Raw genomic sequence first — 20,232 nt, forward strand, 5'->3', positions numbered from 1 at the left:
GTGTCGGTCAATCGCCAGCGTGGTTGGCCAGAGCGTCCAGCCATTTTTGCAGATTATCGCCATACAATGGTTTGCTGGCAAAATAACCTTGCATGGAATCACAACCAAGCTGGCGCAGGCATTCCCGCTCGGCTGCTGTTTCTATGCCTTCGGCTATCACGCTCAGGCCCAGGCCATGGCCCATTTCTATAATGGCTTTGACCAGCCCCTGAGTTGCGGGCAACTGGTCGATGTCAATGACAAAGCTACGGTCTATCTTGAGCTCACTGACAGGCAGGCGTTGCAGGTAAGACAGGGAAGAATAGCCGGTACCAAAATCATCAATGGATAAATCCAGACCGATGGCGCGCAGGCGGTTCAGCAACTCTATGGTACTGCCGGGGTCCTCCATGATGCCGCTCTCGGTAATCTCGAGCTTCAGCAATTTTGGATTGAGCTCATATTGACGCAACAGTGCGGCTATTTGATCCGGGAAGCTGGCGTCGCGCAAATCATGGGTGCTGACATTAACAGCGATGGTCTGGCCAGGATATTTGTCTTGCCAGTTTTTGAGCGTAACGATGGCTTGTTCCAGCATCCACATGGTGAGCATGCTGATATAACCGGTACGTTCGGCAAACGGAACAAATTCTGCGGGGGAGATAAAACCACGCACCGGATGTTGCCAGCGTACCAGGGCTTCAAAACCATAAGCCTTGCCTGTTGCCAGGTAGAGCTTGGGTTGCAGCCACATTTGCAGTTCTGACTCCCGGACGGCAGAGCGCAAATCAGATAAGAGGCTAAGATGGGTCAGGCGCGAAGCTTCCTGCGCATCGGTATACCAGGCCGATGAACTGGCGCTGCGTTTGGCGGCATACAGGGCAACCTCGGCATTACGTATCAGGGTCATCAAGGGTAGAGGTGTGGCTGTGGTGATGGCAAAACCATACACCAGGCTGACATCGACAGAATGCTGACCACATTTGACCGGATCGGCCATGGCTGCATCTATGCGCTGATGCAGGTCTTCTACCGCAGCTTTGGAACTGTCATGGCAGAGTATCGCGAAGGCGCCGCCAGCCAGTCTTGCCAGCCAGGGTTTTTGTATGGCGGTGTCCTGACTGATGACGGTTTTAAGACGCAAGGCCACATCCGAGATGACGGTGTCGCCCGTATCAAACCCCAGAGTTTCATTGATGACCTTCAGCCGTGCCAGATCCATGAGGATAAAGCCCTGATATGGCAAGCCCTGGCCTTCATGCGTCTTGAGCAACAGGGTGCGGTTGGGCAGGCCAGTCAGGCTGTCGTAGTAAGCCAGGCGCTCGACAGTTTGTTCGCGTATGCTTATGGCCTCTGCCATGGTATTGAGGGCTTCGCCTACGCGCGCCACTTCTTCGGTTTTGCTGGGAATAAAACGGGTCTGGTAATCACCTTTGGCAATTTGCAGGGCGCTGGTTTCCAGCCTTGCCAATGGCCTGACTACGCTGCGGGTGGTCAGCCATGCCAGCAAGGCAGCCAGGATGACGCCAAAGACAGACAGCATGGCGACCATGGTGCCGGTTTTTTCCAGTTCCAGTTGCGCCTCTGCCTGATGGTCCTGGATTAATTCCTGCTCACGCTTGAGAAAAATTTTGGACTGTTCGAGCAGGGCATCGAGTGCCGGTTTGACGCGCGTACTAAAGCTGGTCTTGGCCGCATCCTGCCCTTCATCTTCGAGCTGATTGACAGTATCAAGATAATGTTGCTGATAAATTGCGCGCTTTTGCTTGAGCAGTTTGAGGCTGTTTAATTGCCCGTCGTCACTGAGGCTGGCTTCGAGATCGCTGATGAGCTGATCTATGCGACGATTTTTTTCATCGACGATGGTGTATTCAGGTACCCGTTGTTCATAAGGAACTGTCAGGAATTGCAGCAAGGCCCTGCCGACGTTTTCTGTCGCTACGCTGAGTTCTTGCACATACAGGAGGCTTTGCACCTCTTTGCGGGCAAATTGCTCATTACGCGCAGTCATGTTGCGGATTTGTGAAATTGGCAATAGCAAGACGATACTGAACAGTATAAGCAACAAAGCATAGCTCAATGCCAGCCGCATGCCTATGCGGCGCAAGCGCAGGAGCTGGATCAGGCGATGAAAGCTGTTCGACATAAATATGGCCGCAATATAGTCTTGAGTCTTAGTCTGGTAAAACGCAGCCGGCACACAAGCGCCTGCCACTAGAGGCTTATGTTAATGCACTATTAACAGCGAGGGCAATACTATTGTGCAGGGATCAGCGGGCGATCAGTATATACAACATCAAGACATTGGCGACGATGGACAATACTGCCAGCATGCGCCAGGTGGCCAGCGGGTCGCGCTGGGCCAGGGGTTTGGCTTGCGGGGTGGGCAGGGGATGGGCGGCACCGCGTTCCAGTGCCAGTAAAAATTCTTCTGCGGTTTCAAAACGTTCAGCCTCGTCACGTGCCACGGCTTTGAGCAAGACGTTTTCCAGCCAGTGTGGCAAATCCGGGCGGTAGCGCCCCGGCGATGCTGGCTCAGCAAACTTGGGACGCTGGAAAGGTTCGATTTCGCCATAGGGATAGTGGCGTGTCAGCAAATAGTAAAGTGTGACACCGGTGGCATACAGATCAGTGGCGCGGGATGGTGCTGCACCCTGGAATTGTTCAGGTGCCAAAAATGAAGGTGTGCCTGCCATGCTGTGACTGGCATTGCCCTGGCCATCCTGGCTGTCAAAGCCGGATTGTGCGACACCAAGGTCAAGAATGCGGATTTCATCATCGTCCCCGAGATGCACATTGGCGGGCTTGATATCCCTGTGCAAGATGCTGCGCCTGTGCAGCGCACCGATGGCGCGTACCAGCTTGCCACCATAGGCAACTGCTTCCGGTATCGTGAAATGCTGCCCGGCCTCCAGCCTTTGTTGCAGGGATGCACCGGCATGCCAGGTTGAGAGATAGTACAGGTAGTTTCTTTGGTCGGGTGTTATGACCTGAGGGAAAAAACGTGCTACCACGCGCTTGGCCAGCCATGCTTCATGCGCAAAGGCTGAGCGCTCCTGTGTATCGTTGGCCTTGTCTGGGTGCAGGGTTTTTAACACCAGTTGCCGGTGATGAGAGGTATCGCTGACGCGGTACAGTATCGTCGTCGGTGAGGTATGCATGACTTCTTCTATCGCATAGCCATCGAGAGTCTGGCCGGGCTTCATGCGCGGTGGCACGGGCAGGGCGTGCAGCTCGCTGATGGCATCGCGCAACTCGCCTTCTGGTAAGCTGTCTATGCGTGCTATCACCGCACTGCAGTTGTCTTGCGACCCCGCTTTCAATGCGGCTGTGCATAGCACTTCGCATGCAGCTTCACTGTCCAACTTACCGGTGCTGACCTGCTTCAAAAAATCTGTCAGATCATATTCTGTCAGACTGGCCCAGATACCATCACAGGCCAGCAAAAAGACATCATTGACACGCAGCTCACCCATGCCATGATCGATGACGAGGTGGTTGTCCAGGCCTATGGCACGGGTCAGCACATGTTGCATCTCCGGTCTGTCCCAGACATGATCCTGGGTCAGTTTTTGCAAGGCACCGTCACGCAACAGGTAACAGCGGGTGTCGCCGACATGGGCACTGTAATACATGCGTCCGCGCAAGACCAGTGAAGTCATGGTGGTGGCCATGCCTGCCAGCTCACGCCGGACCGAGCCTTGCTGCTGCACCCAGCTATTCATGGCGACCAGCACCTTGTCGAGTGCAGTCGTTACTTCCCAGGTGTCAGGCGTTGCATAGTAATCAGTGAGCAGGCCACGTACTACATATTCAGCCGCTTCGCGCCCGCCTTCATTGCCAGAGACGCCGTCGGCTACAGCCAACACCATGCCCTTGCAGGATAGCTCAGGTTCGCCTGGCGTGACCATGCCGACAAAGTCTTCATTACGCGGACGTATGCCAGCGACGCTGTGATGTCCAGTGCTGACTGTCAGTGGCATATGTAATTGATTAAATTTTTGCTGTAGTCATGGCGGCAGAGCCCCAGGTCGTGCGCCAGCGTTTCTTGACCAATGATAAACCCAGCAAGGCGATGATGGCGAGGCTGGCGAAAATCGACAGGCCTATTTGATAACTGCCGGTGATCTGGCGTGAATAACCCATGCTGGCTGCAAGGTAAAAACCACCTATGCCACCAGCCATGCCCACCAGGCCAGTCATGACACCCATCTCCTTACGGAAACGCTGCGGCACCAGCTGGAATACCGCACCATTGCCCGTGCCCAAAGCCAGCATGGCAACCACGAATACACACACCGCAGCAGGCGCAGATTGCAAACCGATGGATGCAATGAACAGGAAGGCAGAAGCGATGGTGTACATGACAGACAGGGTTTTGATGCCACCTATGCGGTCAGCAATACGGCCACCCATGGGGCGCACCAGAGAACCGGCAAAAACACAGGCAGCAGTGAAGTAACCGGCTGTCACTGGCGTTAAACCATATTGCGTATTGAAATAAATTGTCAGGGAAGAGGCCAGGCCAGAGAAACCACCAAAGGTCACGCTGTAAAAGAACATGAACCACCAGGCGTCTTTGTCTTTCAGCACGGCCAGGTATTCAGTCAATGATTTGCTAGGCGCATCACCCGGTGCATCCTTGGCGAAAATCAGGTAAACCGCCAAAGCGATGAACAAGGGTATCAGCGCCAGGCCAAACACATTTTGCCAGCCAAAGGCGATTGCCAATGCTGGAGCAAACAGGGCTGCAAAAGCGGTGCCAGAATTACCAGCACCTGCTATGCCCAGAGCAGTACCCTGATGCTCAGGCGGATACCAGCGAGATGCCAGCGGCAATGCCACGGCAAAGGCAGAACCAGCGACACCCAGGATCACGCCCAGAAACAGTAACTGTTCATACGTGTGCAAATTACCCAGCCATGCCCAGCATAAGCCTATCAGCACGACGATCTGCCCTATCAATCCGGCTTTCTTGGGTTTCAGGTGGTCTACCAATACGCCCATGACGATGCGCAACAGCGCACCAGCTAATAATGGCGTAGCAACGATCAGACCTTTTTGTGCAGCAGTCAGGCCCAGGTCTTTCGAAATCTGGATGGCGAGTGGCCCCAACAATACCCAGACCATGAAACTCAGGTCGAAATAAAAGAAAGACGCCAATAAGGTGGGCGTGTGCCCGGCTTTCCAGAAGGAAGTTTTTTGCATGATCGCTCCAATAGTGAACACGCATGCCACTTGCAAGGGACGTGCCATCAAAATGTGCAGATGATTCGCGTATTTCATGATTGAAAACAAAACTTTCTGCGCAAAAACTGTGCGTGCTCTGAATTAAATGGTGCAATGCACCGGAATGGCTGGGTTTTGTATGAGTGCCGCGAGGATTTTGAGTGCATGCTTCAATAAGTGGCATTGCTTTTGCTATCAACAGAGGAATCCTCCGTTTTTCTTGGTGAAAACCATATTAATGCGCAGTTAAATTGGTGCAGGCTTATAAAAACAGCCTGGCTTTCCCTCTGATAAAAATGAACTGGCATTGCTCTTGCTTAGAGTCTGGGGAGACAAGCAAAGGAGCAGCCATGAAGAAACTTAAGCTAGTGATGGTAGGGAATGGTATGGCAGGTGTGCGTACCCTGGAAGAATTAATCAAGATCGCGCCCGACCTGTATGACATTACCGTATTTGGTGCAGAACCTTATGCCAATTACAACCGTATCCTGCTATCACCTGTACTGGCAGGCGAGCAAACCATCAAAGACATCATGCTTAATGATGTCGACTGGTATGAAGAAAATAATATCACGCTGCACCTCGGAAAAAAAATCACCAAAATAGATCGCCACAAGCGCATCGTGATTGCTGAAGATGGTACCCAGACTGAGTACGACCGTCTGCTGCTGGCCACCGGCTCTACACCTTTCATGCTGCCCGTGCCTGGCAAGGATCTCAAGGGCGTGATTGCCTATCGCGATATTTACGACACCAATACCATGATAGAGGCGGCAGAAAAGCATACGCACGCTGTCGTTATCGGTGGTGGCCTGCTGGGTCTGGAAGCCGCCAATGGCTTGAAAATGCGCGGCATGAGTGTGTCTGTCGTGCATCTGCCAGGCTGGCTCATGGAGCGTCAGCTTGATCCTGTTGCCGGCAAGATGCTGCAAAAATCGCTGGAAGACCGTGGCCTGAACTTCCTGCTCGAAAAAAATACTGAAGCGATCATAGGTGATGATGCTGGTCACGTCAAAGCCATACGCTTTACTGATGGCCTGGAAATTCCCGCACAACTGATCGTCATGGCAGTTGGCATACGCCCCAATACTGCACTGGCAGAATCTGCTGGCCTGTATTGTAATCGTGGCATCATCGTCAATGACACCATGCAGACTTATGACCCGCGCATTTACTCTGTTGGTGAATGCGTCAATCATCGCGGCACGGTATATGGCCTGGTTGCCCCTTTGTTCGAAATGGCCAAGGTCTGCGCCAATCACCTGGCCAATTTTGGGATAGGCCGTTACCAGGGTTCAGTCACATCCACCAAACTGAAAGTGACGGGCATAGACCTGTTTTCTGCCGGTGAATTCATGGGGGGTAAAGACACTGAAGAGATTATTTTGTCTGACCCCATAGGTGGTGTTTACAAGAAGCTTGTCGTCAAGGATGACAAGCTGATTGGTGCCTGTTTATATGGCGATACTGTCGATGGCAGCTGGTATTTCAAACTACTGCGTGAAGGCAAGAATATTTCTGAAATCCGTGACTCATTGATGTTTGGTGAATCGAATACTGGCGACGTTGGTCATGAAGGACACACCAAGGCAGCGGCCATGCCGGACGAAGCCGAGGTCTGCGGTTGTAACGGTGTCTGCAAAGGCACTATCGTCAAGGCCATCAAGGAAAAAGGTCTGTTCACGTTGGATGATGTGCGCAAGCATACCAAGGCTTCAGCTTCCTGCGGTTCATGTACCGGGCTGGTAGAGCAGATCATCATGTTCACCGCTGGGGGTGATTATTCAACGGCGTCTAAAGTCAAACCCATGTGTGCTTGTACTGATCATAGCCATCAGCAAGTGCGCGATGCGATCAAGGCCAATAAGCTGCTGACGGTCTCTGGCGTGCAGGAATTCATGGAATGGCGCACACCTAATGGTTGCTCCAGTTGTCGCCCGGCCATCAACTACTATTTGATTTCTACATGGCCACGTGAAGCCAAGGATGATCCGCAATCACGTTTCATCAATGAGCGCTCGCATGCGAATATTCAGAAGGATGGTACTTATTCCGTCATCCCGCGTATGTGGGGTGGTGAAACCAATGCCAGCGAATTGCGCAGGATTGCGGACGTTGTTGATAAGTTCAAAATTCCAACTGTCAAAGTCACCGGTGGCCAGCGTATTGACTTGCTGGGTGTGAAGAAAGAAGATTTGCGCGCCGTATGGCAAGACCTGGGCATGCCATCTGGCCTGGCTTATGCCAAGGGTTTACGTACAGTAAAAACTTGCGTGGGCAGTGAGTGGTGCCGTTTTGGTACGCAAAATTCCACACTCATGGGTCAACAACTGGAACGCGAACTGGCACGCATGTATTCGCCGCACAAGGTCAAGCTGGCTGTCTCAGGTTGCCCGCGCAATTGTGCAGAGGCCGGTATCAAGGACGTTGGTGTCATCGGTGTTGATTCTGGGTGGGAAATTTATGTCGGTGGCAATGGCGGTATCAAAACCGAAGTCGCGCAATTCCTGGTCAAGCTGAAAACCCATGAAGAAGTCATGGAATATACCGGTGCTTTCTTGCAGTTATACCGTGAAGAAGGCTGGTATCTGGAACGCACCGTGCATTACCTCGCCCGTGTCGGCCTTGATTATGTGAAGAAAATCATATTGGAAGACCACGAGCGCCGCAAAGACCTGTATCAACGTTTGCTGTTTGCACTGGAAGGCGAGTCTGATCCTTGGCATGAACCAGAAAAAGCCCAGGTCGATACGCGTCAGTTCGAACGCTTGCCAGCATAACGCCATTTTTTGAGAGGAAAAAACATGAGTCAGGAATGGCAAGTTATTTGTCGTGTTGAAGATATTCCCGTATTGGGTGCACGCGTGGTTGCGCGTGCCGCCAAACCGGATGTCGCCATCTTCAGAAATACAGAAAACAAGGTCTTTGCTCTGCTGGATAAATGCCCGCACAAAGGCGGTCCTTTGTCACAAGGTATAGTCTTTGGCCAAAGAGTAGCCTGCCCCTTGCATAACTGGAACATAGAATTGCCCACAGGTTGCGCGATTTCTCCAGATGAAGGCTGTACCCAAAAATTCAGTCTGAAAGTGGATGCAGATCAGGTCTATCTGGATGCAAATGAGTTACGTACACTCGCAATAGAGGTATAGAAAAAATGCGCTGCATCACATACTATGCATAGTATGTGATGCAGCGTGCACTTAAAGGCATGTATGACTGAAACCAAATCTACCTGTTGTTATTGCGGCGTTGGTTGCGGTGTAGTAATTGAAAGCGATGGCAGGCAAGTGCTGGGTGTACGTGGCGACACCGAACATCCGGCCAATTTTGGCCGCCTGTGTAGCAAGGGCAGCACTTTGCATCTGTCTGCAGATGCAAAAATACAGCAACAGGTCAGGGCGCTGTATCCTGAAATGCGTGATCCGCTAATGCGTGAAGAGCTACGTCAGCGCAGTGACTGGGATACCGTCATTGCCAGCATGGCGGGCAAGTTTGCAAACACCATCAAGACGCATGGCCCAGACAGCGTGGCATTTTATATTTCTGGTCAGTTGCTGACGGAAGACTATTACGTCTTCAACAAACTCGCCAAGGGCTTGATAGGCACCAATAACATAGACAGCAATTCGCGCCTGTGCATGTCAAGCGCGGTTGCTGGTTACAAGCAGACCCTGGGTGCGGATGCGCCGCCTGCCTGTTATGAAGATATTGACCTCGCAGAAGTTATTTTCATCGTCGGCTCCAACACGGCTTACGCACATCCTATTTTGTATCGCCGCCTCGAACAGGCCAGGGAAAAAAATCCAAACCTGAAAGTGATAGTCGCAGATCCACGTCGTACAGATACTGCGCGTGAAGCAGATTTGTTCCTGCCTATCTTGCCAGGTACCGATGTCGCCCTGTTCAATGGCATGTTGCATCTGTGCCTGTGGGAAGATTTAATCGATCTGGCCTATATCCAGGAACATACCGAAGGCTTTGCCGAACTCAAGCAAACCGTGCGTGACTACACGCCAGCAGCTGTCGCCAAGACCTGCGGCATCAAGGAAGCTGACCTGGTGCAGGCGGCACGCTGGTTTGGCCAGTCCAAAGCCAGCCTGTCGCTGTATTGCCAGGGGCTGAATCAATCATCTGCCGGTACTGCAAAAAATGCGGCACTGATCAATTTGCATCTGGCTACCCATCAAATTGGCAAACCGGGCGCCGGGCCGTTTTCCCTGACTGGTCAGCCAAACGCCATGGGTGGGCGTGAAGTTGGTGGCATGGCCAACTTGATGTCGGGTCACCGTGACCTTGCCAATGCTGAACATCGCGCAGAAATTGCCGCCTATTGGGGCGTGGACGATGTACCTGCCACACCGGGAAAAACCGCCGTGGAGATGTTTGAAGCAGTAAGACAGGGTGAAATCAGGATTATCTGGATAGTCTGCACCAATCCCGCGCAATCCATGCCCGAGCAAAACCTGATACGCGAAGCCCTGCAAAAAGCCGAGCTGGTGATTGTGCAGGAAGCATACTCCAGCACGGCCACCGTGCCTTATGCCGACATACTTTTACCCGCCAGTACCTGGGCCGAGAAGACAGGCACCGTTACCAATTCAGAACGCCGCATATCCCGCGTGCGCCCCGTCATACCCGCACCTGGCGAAGCAAGACACGATTGGCAAATCGCCAGCCAGTTTGCACAGGTCCTGGCTCCTTTGCTCGGCAAGTCGCCAGCAAACTTCAAGTACGACAGCGACGAACAAGTCTGGAACGAGCACCGCGACAGCACCCGTGGCCGTGACCTGGATATCACCGGCTTGTCTTACGCCATACTGGAGCAGCAGGGGCCGCAGCAATGGCCTTATCCGGCTGGTGCCAGCACTGGCAAACAGCGCCTGTATGAAGACGGTATCTTCCCTACAGCCAATGGCCGTGCACGTTTCATCAATACTGTGTATCAGCCTGTCATGGATGCAGTTGATGCACGCTATCCATTTTCCTTGAATACCGGACGCCTGCGCGATCAATGGCACGGCATGAGCCGCACCGGTACTGTGGCGCAGTTGTTTGCCCACGTGGCAGAGCCTGGCCTTTGCATGGAGGCGACTGACATGCAAAGACGCTTCCTCAAAGCGGGTGATCTGGTGCACGTCAGTAGTCGCCGTGGCACTGTCATTTTGCCGGTAGTTGAAAGTGATGAGCAGCGTGCGGGCCAGGTTTTCATCGCCATGCACTGGGGGGAAGAATATGTATCTGGCCGTGGTCATGCCAGCAATGCGAGCTATGGTGTGAATGCCCTGACCTCACCTGCAATTGATCCCAGCTCTAAACAACCTGAATTGAAAGCCGCTGCCGTCAAGATTCTGAAAGCAGAATTACCCTGGCGCTTCGTTGTATTCGCGTGGCTGGATAGCGAAGAAGCCTATAGCGTACAAGCAGCCTTGCGCCCTTATATGCGCGAGTTTGCCTATGCATCCTGCACACCATTTGGTCGCGACAAGGTGGGTGTGATCTTCCGTGCTGCGAATGAAGAAGCGGTGGCAACTGAAGTTCTGGAAAAAATCGAAATGATTTTTGGCATAGTGGGCGCGGACGTCTTGCGCTATGACGACAAGCGCCGCAGTGTTTCGCGCCATATCCTGGTGAATGAAGGTAGCCTGGCTGCCGTGGCACTGGCTGGCGATGTGTCTGCCGAGAGTTGGCTCAAGGACTTCCTGCAGGCGCAGGAACCAGTCGCTAGACTGGGACGTCTCCTGCTGATGCCAAGCACGACGGCGCCGCAGGGTTTTGCCGCACGTGGAAAAGTAGTGTGCAGTTGCCTGAATGTGACTGATACTGAAATCAATAAGACACTTGCAGATATGGATGGTTTGCCTGCCGATATTCTGGCTGGCTTGCAGGGCAAGCTTAAATGCGGCACGAATTGTGGCTCTTGTGTGCCGGAACTCAAGAAGATGATTAGTTTTAATATGCAGGAAAAAGTCGCATAAAAACATGATGATAGAAAGAGTCGATCCGGCTTCAGAAGCCGCAGGCAGACTGATTGCCATGTCTGATGCTTACATGGCTGCACTATATCCAGCCGAGAGTAATCACATGCTCAGCGTGGACGCATTGCGGCAAGATAATGTGATTTTTCTCGGTTGTTACATGGACGGACAACTGGCTGCCTGTGGTGCTGTCACTATCCTGTTTGATGACGATGAGCAGTTAAGTTATGGTGAAATCAAGCGCGTGTTTGTACCTGATGAATTTCGAGGAAGAGGTTTGTCCAAGCACGTCATGCGGGCGCTGGAAGATCATTTGCTGGATCAGGATATACGTGTAGTCCGATTGGAAACCGGTATCAGGCAGCCCGAGGCGCTGGGCCTTTATTTTCGTCTCGGTTATGCCGAACGAGCTGCTTTTGGTCAATATGAAGAAGACCCTTTGAGCGTCTTCATGGAAAAGATTTTATCTGCCTGAATTCTCAGGTCTTCAGACCTTCAGGCGGTCTGCCTGCGCAAACTGAGCAACATCGTCCCGAAGGTAATGAAGGCCGCACCAACGACGCGGTTAATCCATTTCACAAAACGTGGTTTGACCAGCACATGCATGGCACGCGCAGCCAGTTGCGCATACATCAGGTGGGTCAGGTAAGACAGCCCCATGAAAATCGCCATCAACGCAAAAAACTGCGGTGCCAAAGCTTCACCCGGTGTGATGAAGTGCGGGAATAGCGCCGTAAAAAACATCAGGGCCTTGGGATTGGTGGCTGCTGTCAAAAAAGCTTCAGAAAATAATTTACGCGGACGAGGCCTGCTATCTGCCTGGCCGTTCTGCGCATCGTGCGTCAATGCACTGCTTTTTCCAAATAACTGCTTGGCACCGATATAGAACAGGTAAAGTGCACCAATGATCTTGACGGCTGCAAACAGCATGGCAGATGAATTCAGCAAAGCGCCCAAGCCTAAAAATGCGGTAGTAGAAAGGCAAAAGATGCCGCATACATTGCCAAAGGCTGACCACATGACCGCACGTGTGCCATAACTCGCACCGTTTTTTAAAGACAGCAAGGTGGCTGGGCCAGGGCTGAGTATCGCGAGGCTGGCGATGGCAGTGAAGGCAAGCAGGGTTTGGGTTTGCATGGCTGGTTTCCTGTTTAGTGTAAAAGATTCATCGCCTTATGGCATCCGGGCACCGACGGCCTGGCGCACAGGAATGCCTTCAGGGTCAAAGTCCTCAAGGCAATAGACGTTGATGCCAAAATTATCTGGCGTCACGCGTTTGCGGTGAAAAGGATAAATACCGCAAGTCTTGCAAAAATAATGATGGGCTGTATTGCTGTGAAACTGGTATTCACTCAATGATTCTGCACCCGCCAGCAGCTTGAACTTGCTTTCATGTACCTTGACCATCAAAGCATTTTTGCGGCGGCATATTGAGCAGTCGCACATCGTCAGCTCAGGAAAATCCGTCTCAATTTCAAAGCGTACCGCGCCACAGTGGCAACTCCCCTGATATTTTTGCATGGGGCGGGAACCGGATATTTGCATTTTTTCTACTCCTGAATCTACTGTGAGTTCATCTTAGAGCATGGCAGGCAATGTGTACCGGTACAATTTCCTGCAAGATACTGTGCTGCCATGGTCTTTTTACCATGCCAATTTTATGGGGTGTTGGATTAATCAAGTCGTGAGCAATTATTTAAGCTTGCTGCAAAGCCTTGTCTGCCTGTTTCAGATGTGTCCAGATGTAAGCCATACCTTGGTATCGTTGTAATGATTTGGCAATAGACTTATCATGCCGGGTCTGCGTTGTTCGTCTGTACTGTGGCACTATTTCTCTGTTTATTTTTTTAACCATCTCATGCAAGCAATTCTACATACTATGACCGCACATCGATTTCTCAGTACTGGCGGTCAATAACGATGTGGAATTCTATTTTTGCAAGACCTGCAGTGTCAGGTACTTCACGGATCGCGGCCTGTATTGTGTTGGCGTGCTTGAATCCAGATGTCGTTTTCGCCAATGATTTACCTCCTGTACAAACGATAGCCAGAGATGTGCTGGTCAGGGAGTTTCAATTCAGTGGCAACGCTGTCATCAATACCTCAGAATTGCAAGCAATGTCGGCAGCCTATCTTGGCAAGCGTGCCACTTATGCTGATCTGGAAGAGTTGCGGACCCGCATTTCACGCCTGTATGTGGAACGCGGTTACCTCAATTCTGGCGCTATCCTGGTCGTGGCAGAGGGCAACGAGCCTTTTCCATCAGGCATAGTCAGCATACGTTTGATAGAAGGGCGCATCTCTGAAGTACGGGTAAAGGGGGAAGAAAGACTGCGGCCAGCGTATTTGCAGCAGCGTTTGCTCAGGGATGACGAAGTATTCAATATGCCGGTCGTGCAGCAGCGTTTCCAGCTCTTGCTGACTGACCCGCTGTTTGAAAAAATCAATAGCCGCATCATCCCCGGTGACAAGCCTGGTACTGCCATACTGGACATCGATATTGTACGTTCCAAAGCCTATGGCCTGAATATCTATGCCAATAACTACCGTGCGCCCTCAATAGGGTCAGAAGTTTTGGGCATGTCAGGTTGGGTGCGCAATCTGAGTGGCTATGGTGATTATCTGGAAGCCAGTGTCGCCCATAGCGAAGGTGCTGATCCTGTACATCTGGGCTGGACCATGCCAGTGAATAGCCGTGGCACGGCATTGAAGCTTGGTCTTGATAAAGGCAGCTCCTCTGTTGTTGGTGAATCCATTGCAGCGATCGATATCAAGAGCCGTAGTTCAGGTTATGAACTCGGCATGAGCCAGACTTTGTCGAATAGCCTGCAAAGAAAAATCGAACTCGGCCTCAGCTATAGCCAGCGCGATAGCCAGACCAGTTTATTGGGGGAGGCGTTTTCCTTCACGCCTGGTGAGCCTGATGGTTATTCAAAAACCAAAGTAATACGCTTTTCCCAGGAGTGGACAGAACGCTGGGAAACTGAGGCGCTGGCCTTACGCAGCGTGTTTGCTTTTGGCCGCAATAATATAGACAACAGCGATATCAGCAATAACAACTTGCAGGTACCCAATCAGCATTACCGCATCTGGACAGGGCAACTGCAGTATGTCAAAAACCTCGGCAAGGCCGGCGATCAAATAATTTTACGCGCTTCTGCGCAGCAAACACCAGACCGCTTATTGCCCATGGAAAGATTCTCGCTGGGTGGCGTCGCTACCGTTCGCGGTTACAGAGAAAACACTGTCGTACGTGACCGTGCCTGGTTATTGAATGCAGAATACCATTACCCCTTGCCAGTGTGGCTAGAGGCAGGGCACAAATTCAAGCTTATTGCCTTTACTGATCTGGCGACAGCCAGCAACCAGGGCGAGGCTGCACAAAGACTGGCCTCGATAGGCGTGGGTATGAACTGGCAATGGCAAAACTGGGCAGCCGACTTGTTCCTGACCAGGAAGCTCATTACTTTGCCGGGGCAGAGCAATGGCAACTTGCAAGACCATGGCGTGCATGCCCAATTGACTTACCATTTATTTTGAGAGTGCGGCATATGCGTATCAAATTTGCCTCACCAGCCAGATGTATCTTGATTGCCAGTGTACTGTCAATGTCCGTTCACTTGGTCGCATCTGCAAACGATGCCGCGCTGGATCAGGGCGTGCGTGAATGTGCTAGCGGTAGTTACACGCAGGCATTGTCCGTACTACAAACTGCTTACGCCAGAGCGGATCAGACAGCGGATAAAGTCAAGGCAGCATCTGCACTGGCACAGACTTATGTGCAGATGGATCAGGTTGCCAAGGCGGAACCCTACCTGGTATTTGCCTTTGATCACGCCAGCAATAAACTGGACAAGGCTGGCTATGCGATTGATGTTGGCAACTGGCAGCAGCAACAGGGGCATGCAGAACAGGCGCGTTACTATTATGATACGGCGCTACAGTTGGCACCATCGGATGCCGCAATCGCGATCAGTGTCGGACTGAACCGGCAAAAGCTGGAAGTAAAAAATCTGACCCCGGCAGCAAACTTGAAAAACCTGCAGGCATTGTGGCAGCAACTGATACAAGCAGGAGAACTGCCACAAGCTGCCCGCTACAGCCTGAATCTTGGCGTGCAAGCCAGGGCTTTGGGCACAGAAGGGCAGAACCTGGCTTTCCAGGCATTCGACCATGCACGCAAACTCGCTGCAAAGCAGGGCCAGGCAAGATTGCAACTGGAAGCGCTGGACCAGCTTGCACAGCTTTACGAAGATGCACAACGCTACGATGACGCCCTCGCCTTGACAGACAAGGCTTTGCTGGTTTCACAGGGCCAGGAAGCGCATGACCTGCTCATCAATATCGAATGGCGCCATGGCCGCATCTTGCGGGGGCAAGCAAAAAATACTGAGGCAATCGCCGCCTATCAAAGAGCGCTTGAGCATATAGAAGCAATACGCACCGACATACCGGTCGAATATCAGGATGGCCGTTCTTCTTTCCGTGAAACCCTGGAGCCTGTGTATCTGGGACTGGCAGATTTGCTATTGCAGGCATCCGCACAACTGGATGATGTACAAAAAAATCCACAATTGCGTCGTGCCCGCGATGTGCTGGAATTGCTGAAGCAAACCGAATTGCAAGACTACCTGGGCGACCGCTGCGCTGTTGATACTGCCAGGGCCAATCGTAAGACTGGCAAGAATGATGTGATCGCTGATGATACCGCGATACTCTATCCCATAATCTTGCCCGACAGGCTTGAGCTTTTGCTGGAAACAAGCAAGGGCATGTACCGCCATAGCATCACTATGTCTGTCGCAAAGATGCGTGCAGACGTACTGGATTTCGGCAATATCCTGAAAGATAACCTCTCATTCAAACCGCAGGCCAAGCGGCTGTACCAGGCCTTGCTGGCACCTGTTGATGCTGAACTCACGCAACAAGGCATACGCACACTCGTCATTGTTCCTGACGGTGTGTTGCGTTTATTACCCTTTGCCGCCCTGCATGATGGCCAGCAATTTGCCATAGAAAAATATGCGATCGCCGTAGTGCCTGCTTTGAGTCTGACGAATACCAGTGCGCGCAAACGTGGTGACACTACATATAAAACGCTGCTGGCGGGCATGAGTGAGCCAGGTGCTGTGGTTGATAAATTGCCTGGTGCAATGGTTGAGCAATTGCTGGCAGCCAATCCACAAACGACTGCAAATGGCAGGCAAGTTGCCAGAGCCGTGTTGACGCGCAGCCTGCGTAACATCCCCAAGACAAGCGAAACTGCTATCCTGAACAAGCCAGCACAGCATCAGCAATTGCAACAAATGCTGGCGCTCGCTGGCGTCGATGAAGAAATCCGCACACTGGAAAAATTGACGAGTAGCCAGACTTTGTTGAATGCGAAATTTACCGTCGCTGCATTTAGTCAAAAAGTCAAAACAGGTGATTACCAGATTGTGCACATTGCTTCGCACGGTGTGTTTGGTGGCACTGCCGACAGCACCTTTGTCATGGCGCATGATGACTTGATCACCATGGATAATCTGCAAGGCTTTTTACGGGCAGGTAGCATGAAAAACCAGGAGCTGGAATTATTAACATTATCAGCCTGTGAAACGGCAGAGGGTGATGACAGCGCACCACTGGGTTTGAGTGGCGCAGCTCTCAAAGCCAGGGCCAGGAGTGCCCTGGGTTCATTGTGGCCCGTATCTGATGATGCGGCGACTTTGCTGATGGGTCAGTTTTACCGCCGACTGGCAGAACCTGCCACGAGCAAGGCGCAGGCTTTGCAAAAGGCACAATTGGAAATGATGAAGAATAATCAGTTCAGTCATCCATTTTATTGGGCACCATTCATCATGGTCGGGAGCTGGTTATGAAGACTAAGCAATTACATAAGATGGGCTTGCTCAGATTAAGCCTTCTCAGAGTAAGCCTGTCCTTGGCTTTTGGGAGTATGCCTGTATTTGTTTACGCTGGTGCCACCACGGACGGCACAGTTGGTGCCGTACAAAACCTCAGTGGCAATTTTGTTGTACCACAAAGCCTGGGTACAACCAAAGGCGGTAATTTATTTCACAGCTTTAAAAACTTCAGTATAGAAAATGGTGAGTCTGCCACTTTCACTACGACGACGGTGTTGCAAAATGTCATAGCCCGTGTCACTGGCGGCGCATCCTCGAATATCAATGGTTTGTTGAAACTCAGTGCAACTGCGGGTAACCAGCCGCATTTTTATTTCATCAATCCTGCTGGTGTGATTGTTGGCGCCGGGGCTGCCATTGATGTACCTGCAGGTTTGCATATCAGTACTGCAGATTATGTGAAATTTGCCGATGGAAATTTTTATGTCGATACGGCGAAAGCCAGTACCCTGTCTGCAGCCGCGCCTGAAGCTTTTGGATTTTTGGGTAATAATTCTGCCACTCTCGAATTCAGGAATGGCGCGACTGTCAATGTCCGCCCGCAACAAGCGCTGACCTTGGCCGCTGGCGATATCACGATCAATGACGCCAGCTTGCTTGCACCCGGCGCGACAGTGCGTGTGGCTGCAGTGGGCAAGAGCAAGCTGGAAGTTGGTTTTGCCGGTGATTTGCCTGCAGCGGGTGGCAAGTTGAGTATCCTCAATGGCGGCAGCATCAATGCGTCGGTGAGTGGCAATGTCGATGGCGCCCAGGTGCGAGTACAGGCTGGGGATATTCTGATTGACGGCCAGGATGCGCGCAAGCCTACTGGCATTTTCAGCAATGCCAATGATGGCGGCGCCAAATCAGGTGACATTTTTATTGCGGCAAACCAGCAGCTCAGCATCGTCAATGCTGGCCGCATTTCGACTTCTACCTTCAGTTCTGGCAATGCGGGTTCCATCAAGCTGGATGCAAGTAGTGTCAGTATGGATGGCAAGGGCCAGGTAACGGGTATTTTCAGCCAGGCTAATGAGGCTTATGGCAATGCAGGCAATCTTGACATCAATGTGGCTGGCAAACTCAATATCCTGAATGGTGCTGTCATTTCCTCATCAAGCTATACCTCAGGCAATGCTGGCAATGTGCGTGTGAGTGCCGGCGACATCATGCTGGATGGTGCAGAGGCCAATGGCCCTTACACCGGTTTGCTCAGTACCACCAATAAAGGCACAGGCAATGCTGGCGATATCGAGGCCACTGCTAAAGGCAAGCTCAGCATATTGAATAGCGCACAAATCTCTTCCGCTACTTATTCTGTGGGGTCGGGTGCCGATGTGAAAGTCGCTGCGGCAGAATTGCTGATCAATGGCAATGGTGTTTCTACCGGCATCAACAGTATTTCTGGCGCTGCTGGTAATGCCGGTAATGTCAGTGTTAATGTTAGCGGGGCCACTTCCATATTTTCTGAGGGGGGTATTTCAAGCTCGGCATTTGATGCAGGGCAGGCTGGCAAGATCAGGTTTGTAGGCAATAGCCTGAGCATTGATGGTCAGGGATTGGAAGCGGGCATCTATAGTGACGCTGGCGATTTCCGCACCGCAGCCAGCTTCCGTGGTGGTAATGGTGGTGATATTGATGTGAGCCTGGCAGGTAAATTAACACTGGCTGGTGGCGGGCGTATATCCACTACAACTTATACACGCGGCAATAGCGGTTCTATCAATGTGGCTGCCAACACTGTGGCTCTGGATGGTGACGGCAGCGGCATTCTGGCAGAAACCATAGGCATGGGTAATGCGGGCAATATCGCTGTCAAAACCAACCAGGCTCTGCAAATGCAAAACGGTGCCAGAATTTCTTCTGCCACCCATTTTGTTGGCAATGGCGGCAGCGTCAGCATTGATGCTGCCAGTCTTGATATTGATGGCAAGAGCCTGGCGACTGGCATCTATAGTGATGCTGGCACGCAGGCACAAGGCAATGCAGGAAATGTAGCTGTCAATGTGGCAGGCAATCTGTCATTGAAGGATGGTGGTCAGATATCGTCGGCCACGACCAGTTATACCACTGGTTCGGCTGGTACGGTGAAGGTCAATGCAGCCACCATCAGCCTGGATGGCAAACTCAGTAATTCTGTCAAGGATGATGAGGTGAATCCCAAGGTCTTGAGTACCGGTATCTTCAGTAGCGCCAATGCGGGTGATGAATCTACCAGCAGGTCGGTCGGCAATGCCGGTACCGTCAATGTCACTGCGGGCCAACTGCAGATGAGCAATGCAGCATTGATTTCATCAAGTGCCTATGCCAGGGGCAAGGCGGGTGAGGTCAATGTCAATGCCAGTAAAATCCGTTTGGACAGCAATGCCATCATCAGTTCTGAAGCCGGTGCTGCATCCAGCGGTTATACCGGCAATGTGAATATCAAGGCGACAGATAGCCTGAACATGGATCGGGGCATAGTATCAATTAGCAATGCTGCCCAGGTCAGCGCCGACAAATTGCCAGCCAAGACCCTGCTGGCAATTGATGCCTCAAATATCACATTGCAGCAAGCGCAGATTACTGCTTCTGCCAGCGGCAATGTGGCGGCCAGTGATATTCGCCTCAACTACGGTCACCGCCTGCTTGCCAAAAACAGTAATATCAACACCAGTGCTTTTGATGGTAATGGCGGTGCAATTACGGTACAGGGTAAAGGCGCTTTGATACTTGAGCGCTCACAAATCACTACCTCCGTTACAGGTTTGCAGACCGGTAATGCTGGTGACATCAGCATCAGTGCACCAGCCTTGATACTGCGCAGTGGTTTTGTCCAGGCAAATACTGCAGCCAAGGCTGCCAGTGGTGGTAATGTGAACATACAGGTGAACGCCACCATCGCCAGCGGCAACCAACTGCTGCTTGGCGGTGCGCCATTAAAATTTGACGGTAGTGGCAAGAATTTGATACAGGCGGCAGCACCTGATGGCGTGAACGGGCTTGTCAGATTGAGTAGCCCGCAGGTCGATTTCTCTGCCAGCCTGGTGAATTTGAATGCGCAGACTTATGATTTTGCTGACCTGGCGGCAGACTTGTGCAGGCTGGGTAGCGGTAGTTCCCTGAGCCTGGTCGGAAGAGGCGGTTTATTGCCCACAGCCACTGGTTTATTGAGATATTAAGTT

At 51.9% G+C, this 20,232-nt stretch carries 12 protein-coding genes; 7 read left to right on the plus strand and 5 right to left on the minus strand.

The genetic code is table 11. The features are described from left to right. Nucleotides 1-7: 7 nt before the first annotated feature. From UNDKW_RS06350 to UNDKW_RS06360, 3 genes are all read right to left on the minus strand, one after another. On the minus strand, nt 8-2,125 hold the full coding sequence (locus tag UNDKW_RS06350) for a bifunctional diguanylate cyclase/phosphodiesterase (RefSeq protein ID WP_162058019.1): 2,118 nt from the start codon (nt 2,123-2,125) through the stop codon (nt 8-10). A gap of 124 nt (nt 2,126-2,249) precedes the next feature. Then, nucleotides 2,250-3,962: a bifunctional protein-serine/threonine kinase/phosphatase gene (locus UNDKW_RS06355; protein ID WP_162058020.1), complete on the minus strand. Its 1,713-nt coding sequence runs from the start codon at nt 3,960-3,962 to the stop codon at nt 2,250-2,252. Between the two features lie 10 nt (nt 3,963-3,972). Then, nucleotides 3,973-5,187, minus strand: coding sequence for a NarK/NasA family nitrate transporter (locus UNDKW_RS06360; RefSeq protein WP_162058021.1), 1,215 nt, complete (start codon nt 5,185-5,187; stop codon nt 3,973-3,975). Between the two features lie 371 nt (nt 5,188-5,558). On the opposite strand from UNDKW_RS06360, the gene nirB reads away from it, so the two are divergent. The 4 genes from nirB to UNDKW_RS06380 all read left to right on the plus strand — a co-directional run bounded on the left by nirB (nt 5,559) and on the right by UNDKW_RS06380 (nt 11,658). After that, on the plus strand, nt 5,559-7,988 hold the full coding sequence (gene nirB, locus UNDKW_RS06365) for a nitrite reductase large subunit NirB (RefSeq protein WP_162040289.1): 2,430 nt from the start codon (nt 5,559-5,561) through the stop codon (nt 7,986-7,988). 24 nt (nt 7,989-8,012) lie between these two features. After that, nucleotides 8,013-8,357 (plus strand): nitrite reductase small subunit NirD, encoded by a 345-nt coding sequence (gene nirD / locus UNDKW_RS06370; RefSeq protein WP_162058022.1) that lies wholly within the window; start codon nt 8,013-8,015, stop codon nt 8,355-8,357. A 63-nt stretch (nt 8,358-8,420) separates the two neighbouring features. Further along, nucleotides 8,421-11,183, plus strand: a complete 2,763-nt coding sequence (locus UNDKW_RS06375) for a nitrate reductase (RefSeq protein ID WP_162058023.1) — start codon at nt 8,421-8,423, stop codon at nt 11,181-11,183. Nucleotides 11,184-11,187: 4 nt separating this feature from the next. Further along, a complete protein-coding gene (locus tag UNDKW_RS06380; protein ID WP_162058024.1) occupies nt 11,188-11,658 on the plus strand; it encodes a GNAT family N-acetyltransferase in 471 nt (156 codons plus the stop codon). Between the two features lie 20 nt (nt 11,659-11,678). Here the strand turns inward: UNDKW_RS06380 and UNDKW_RS06385 are convergent, their stop codons facing one another. Beyond that, nucleotides 11,679-12,320 carry a LysE family translocator gene (locus UNDKW_RS06385; protein WP_162058025.1) on the minus strand — a complete coding sequence of 214 codons (642 nt, stop codon included), beginning with the start codon at nt 12,318-12,320 and terminating at the stop codon, nt 11,679-11,681. 36 nt (nt 12,321-12,356) lie between these two features. Next, the gene (locus UNDKW_RS06390; RefSeq protein ID WP_232063271.1) at nt 12,357-12,728 is read right to left on the minus strand and encodes a GFA family protein; all 372 of its coding nucleotides are present in this window, start codon (nt 12,726-12,728) and stop codon (nt 12,357-12,359) included. Between the two features lie 450 nt (nt 12,729-13,178). Between UNDKW_RS06390 and UNDKW_RS06395 the strand changes: the two genes are divergently transcribed. The 3 genes from UNDKW_RS06395 to UNDKW_RS06405 all read left to right on the plus strand — a co-directional run bounded on the left by UNDKW_RS06395 (nt 13,179) and on the right by UNDKW_RS06405 (nt 20,229). Beyond that, complete coding sequence (locus UNDKW_RS06395; RefSeq protein ID WP_162058026.1) at nt 13,179-14,723, plus strand: ShlB/FhaC/HecB family hemolysin secretion/activation protein; 1,545 nt, start codon at nt 13,179-13,181, stop codon at nt 14,721-14,723. An 11-nt stretch (nt 14,724-14,734) separates the two neighbouring features. Further along, nucleotides 14,735-17,044 carry a CHAT domain-containing protein gene (locus UNDKW_RS06400; RefSeq protein ID WP_162058027.1) on the plus strand — a complete coding sequence of 770 codons (2,310 nt, stop codon included), beginning with the start codon at nt 14,735-14,737 and terminating at the stop codon, nt 17,042-17,044. Nucleotides 17,045-17,121: 77 nt separating this feature from the next. Next, the gene (locus UNDKW_RS06405) at nt 17,122-20,229 is read left to right on the plus strand and encodes a filamentous hemagglutinin N-terminal domain-containing protein (RefSeq protein ID WP_162058028.1); all 3,108 of its coding nucleotides are present in this window, start codon (nt 17,122-17,124) and stop codon (nt 20,227-20,229) included. Nucleotides 20,230-20,232 lie beyond the last annotated feature (3 nt).

The organism is Undibacterium sp. KW1, from assembly GCF_009937955.1.
Classification (GTDB): Bacteria; Pseudomonadota; Gammaproteobacteria; order Burkholderiales; family Burkholderiaceae_D; genus Undibacterium.

Coding starts and splice junctions, on each gene's coding strand:
- UNDKW_RS06400 (WP_162058027.1), top strand. CDS start 14,735: ATGCGTATCAAATTTGCCTCACCAGCCAGATGTATCTTGATTGCCAGT.
- UNDKW_RS06375 (WP_162058023.1), top strand. CDS start 8,421: ATGACTGAAACCAAATCTACCTGTTGTTATTGCGGCGTTGGTTGCGGT.
- UNDKW_RS06380 (WP_162058024.1), top strand. CDS start 11,188: ATGATGATAGAAAGAGTCGATCCGGCTTCAGAAGCCGCAGGCAGACTG.
- UNDKW_RS06390 (WP_232063271.1), bottom strand. CDS start 12,728: ATGCAAATATCCGGTTCCCGCCCCATGCAAAAATATCAGGGGAGTTGC.
- UNDKW_RS06385 (WP_162058025.1), bottom strand. CDS start 12,320: ATGCAAACCCAAACCCTGCTTGCCTTCACTGCCATCGCCAGCCTCGCG.
- UNDKW_RS06350 (WP_162058019.1), bottom strand. CDS start 2,125: ATGTCGAACAGCTTTCATCGCCTGATCCAGCTCCTGCGCTTGCGCCGC.
- UNDKW_RS06360 (WP_162058021.1), bottom strand. CDS start 5,187: ATGCAAAAAACTTCCTTCTGGAAAGCCGGGCACACGCCCACCTTATTG.
- nirD (WP_162058022.1), top strand. CDS start 8,013: ATGAGTCAGGAATGGCAAGTTATTTGTCGTGTTGAAGATATTCCCGTA.
- nirB (WP_162040289.1), top strand. CDS start 5,559: ATGAAGAAACTTAAGCTAGTGATGGTAGGGAATGGTATGGCAGGTGTG.
- UNDKW_RS06355 (WP_162058020.1), bottom strand. CDS start 3,962: ATGCCACTGACAGTCAGCACTGGACATCACAGCGTCGCTGGCATACGT.
- UNDKW_RS06405 (WP_162058028.1), top strand. CDS start 17,122: ATGCCTGTATTTGTTTACGCTGGTGCCACCACGGACGGCACAGTTGGT.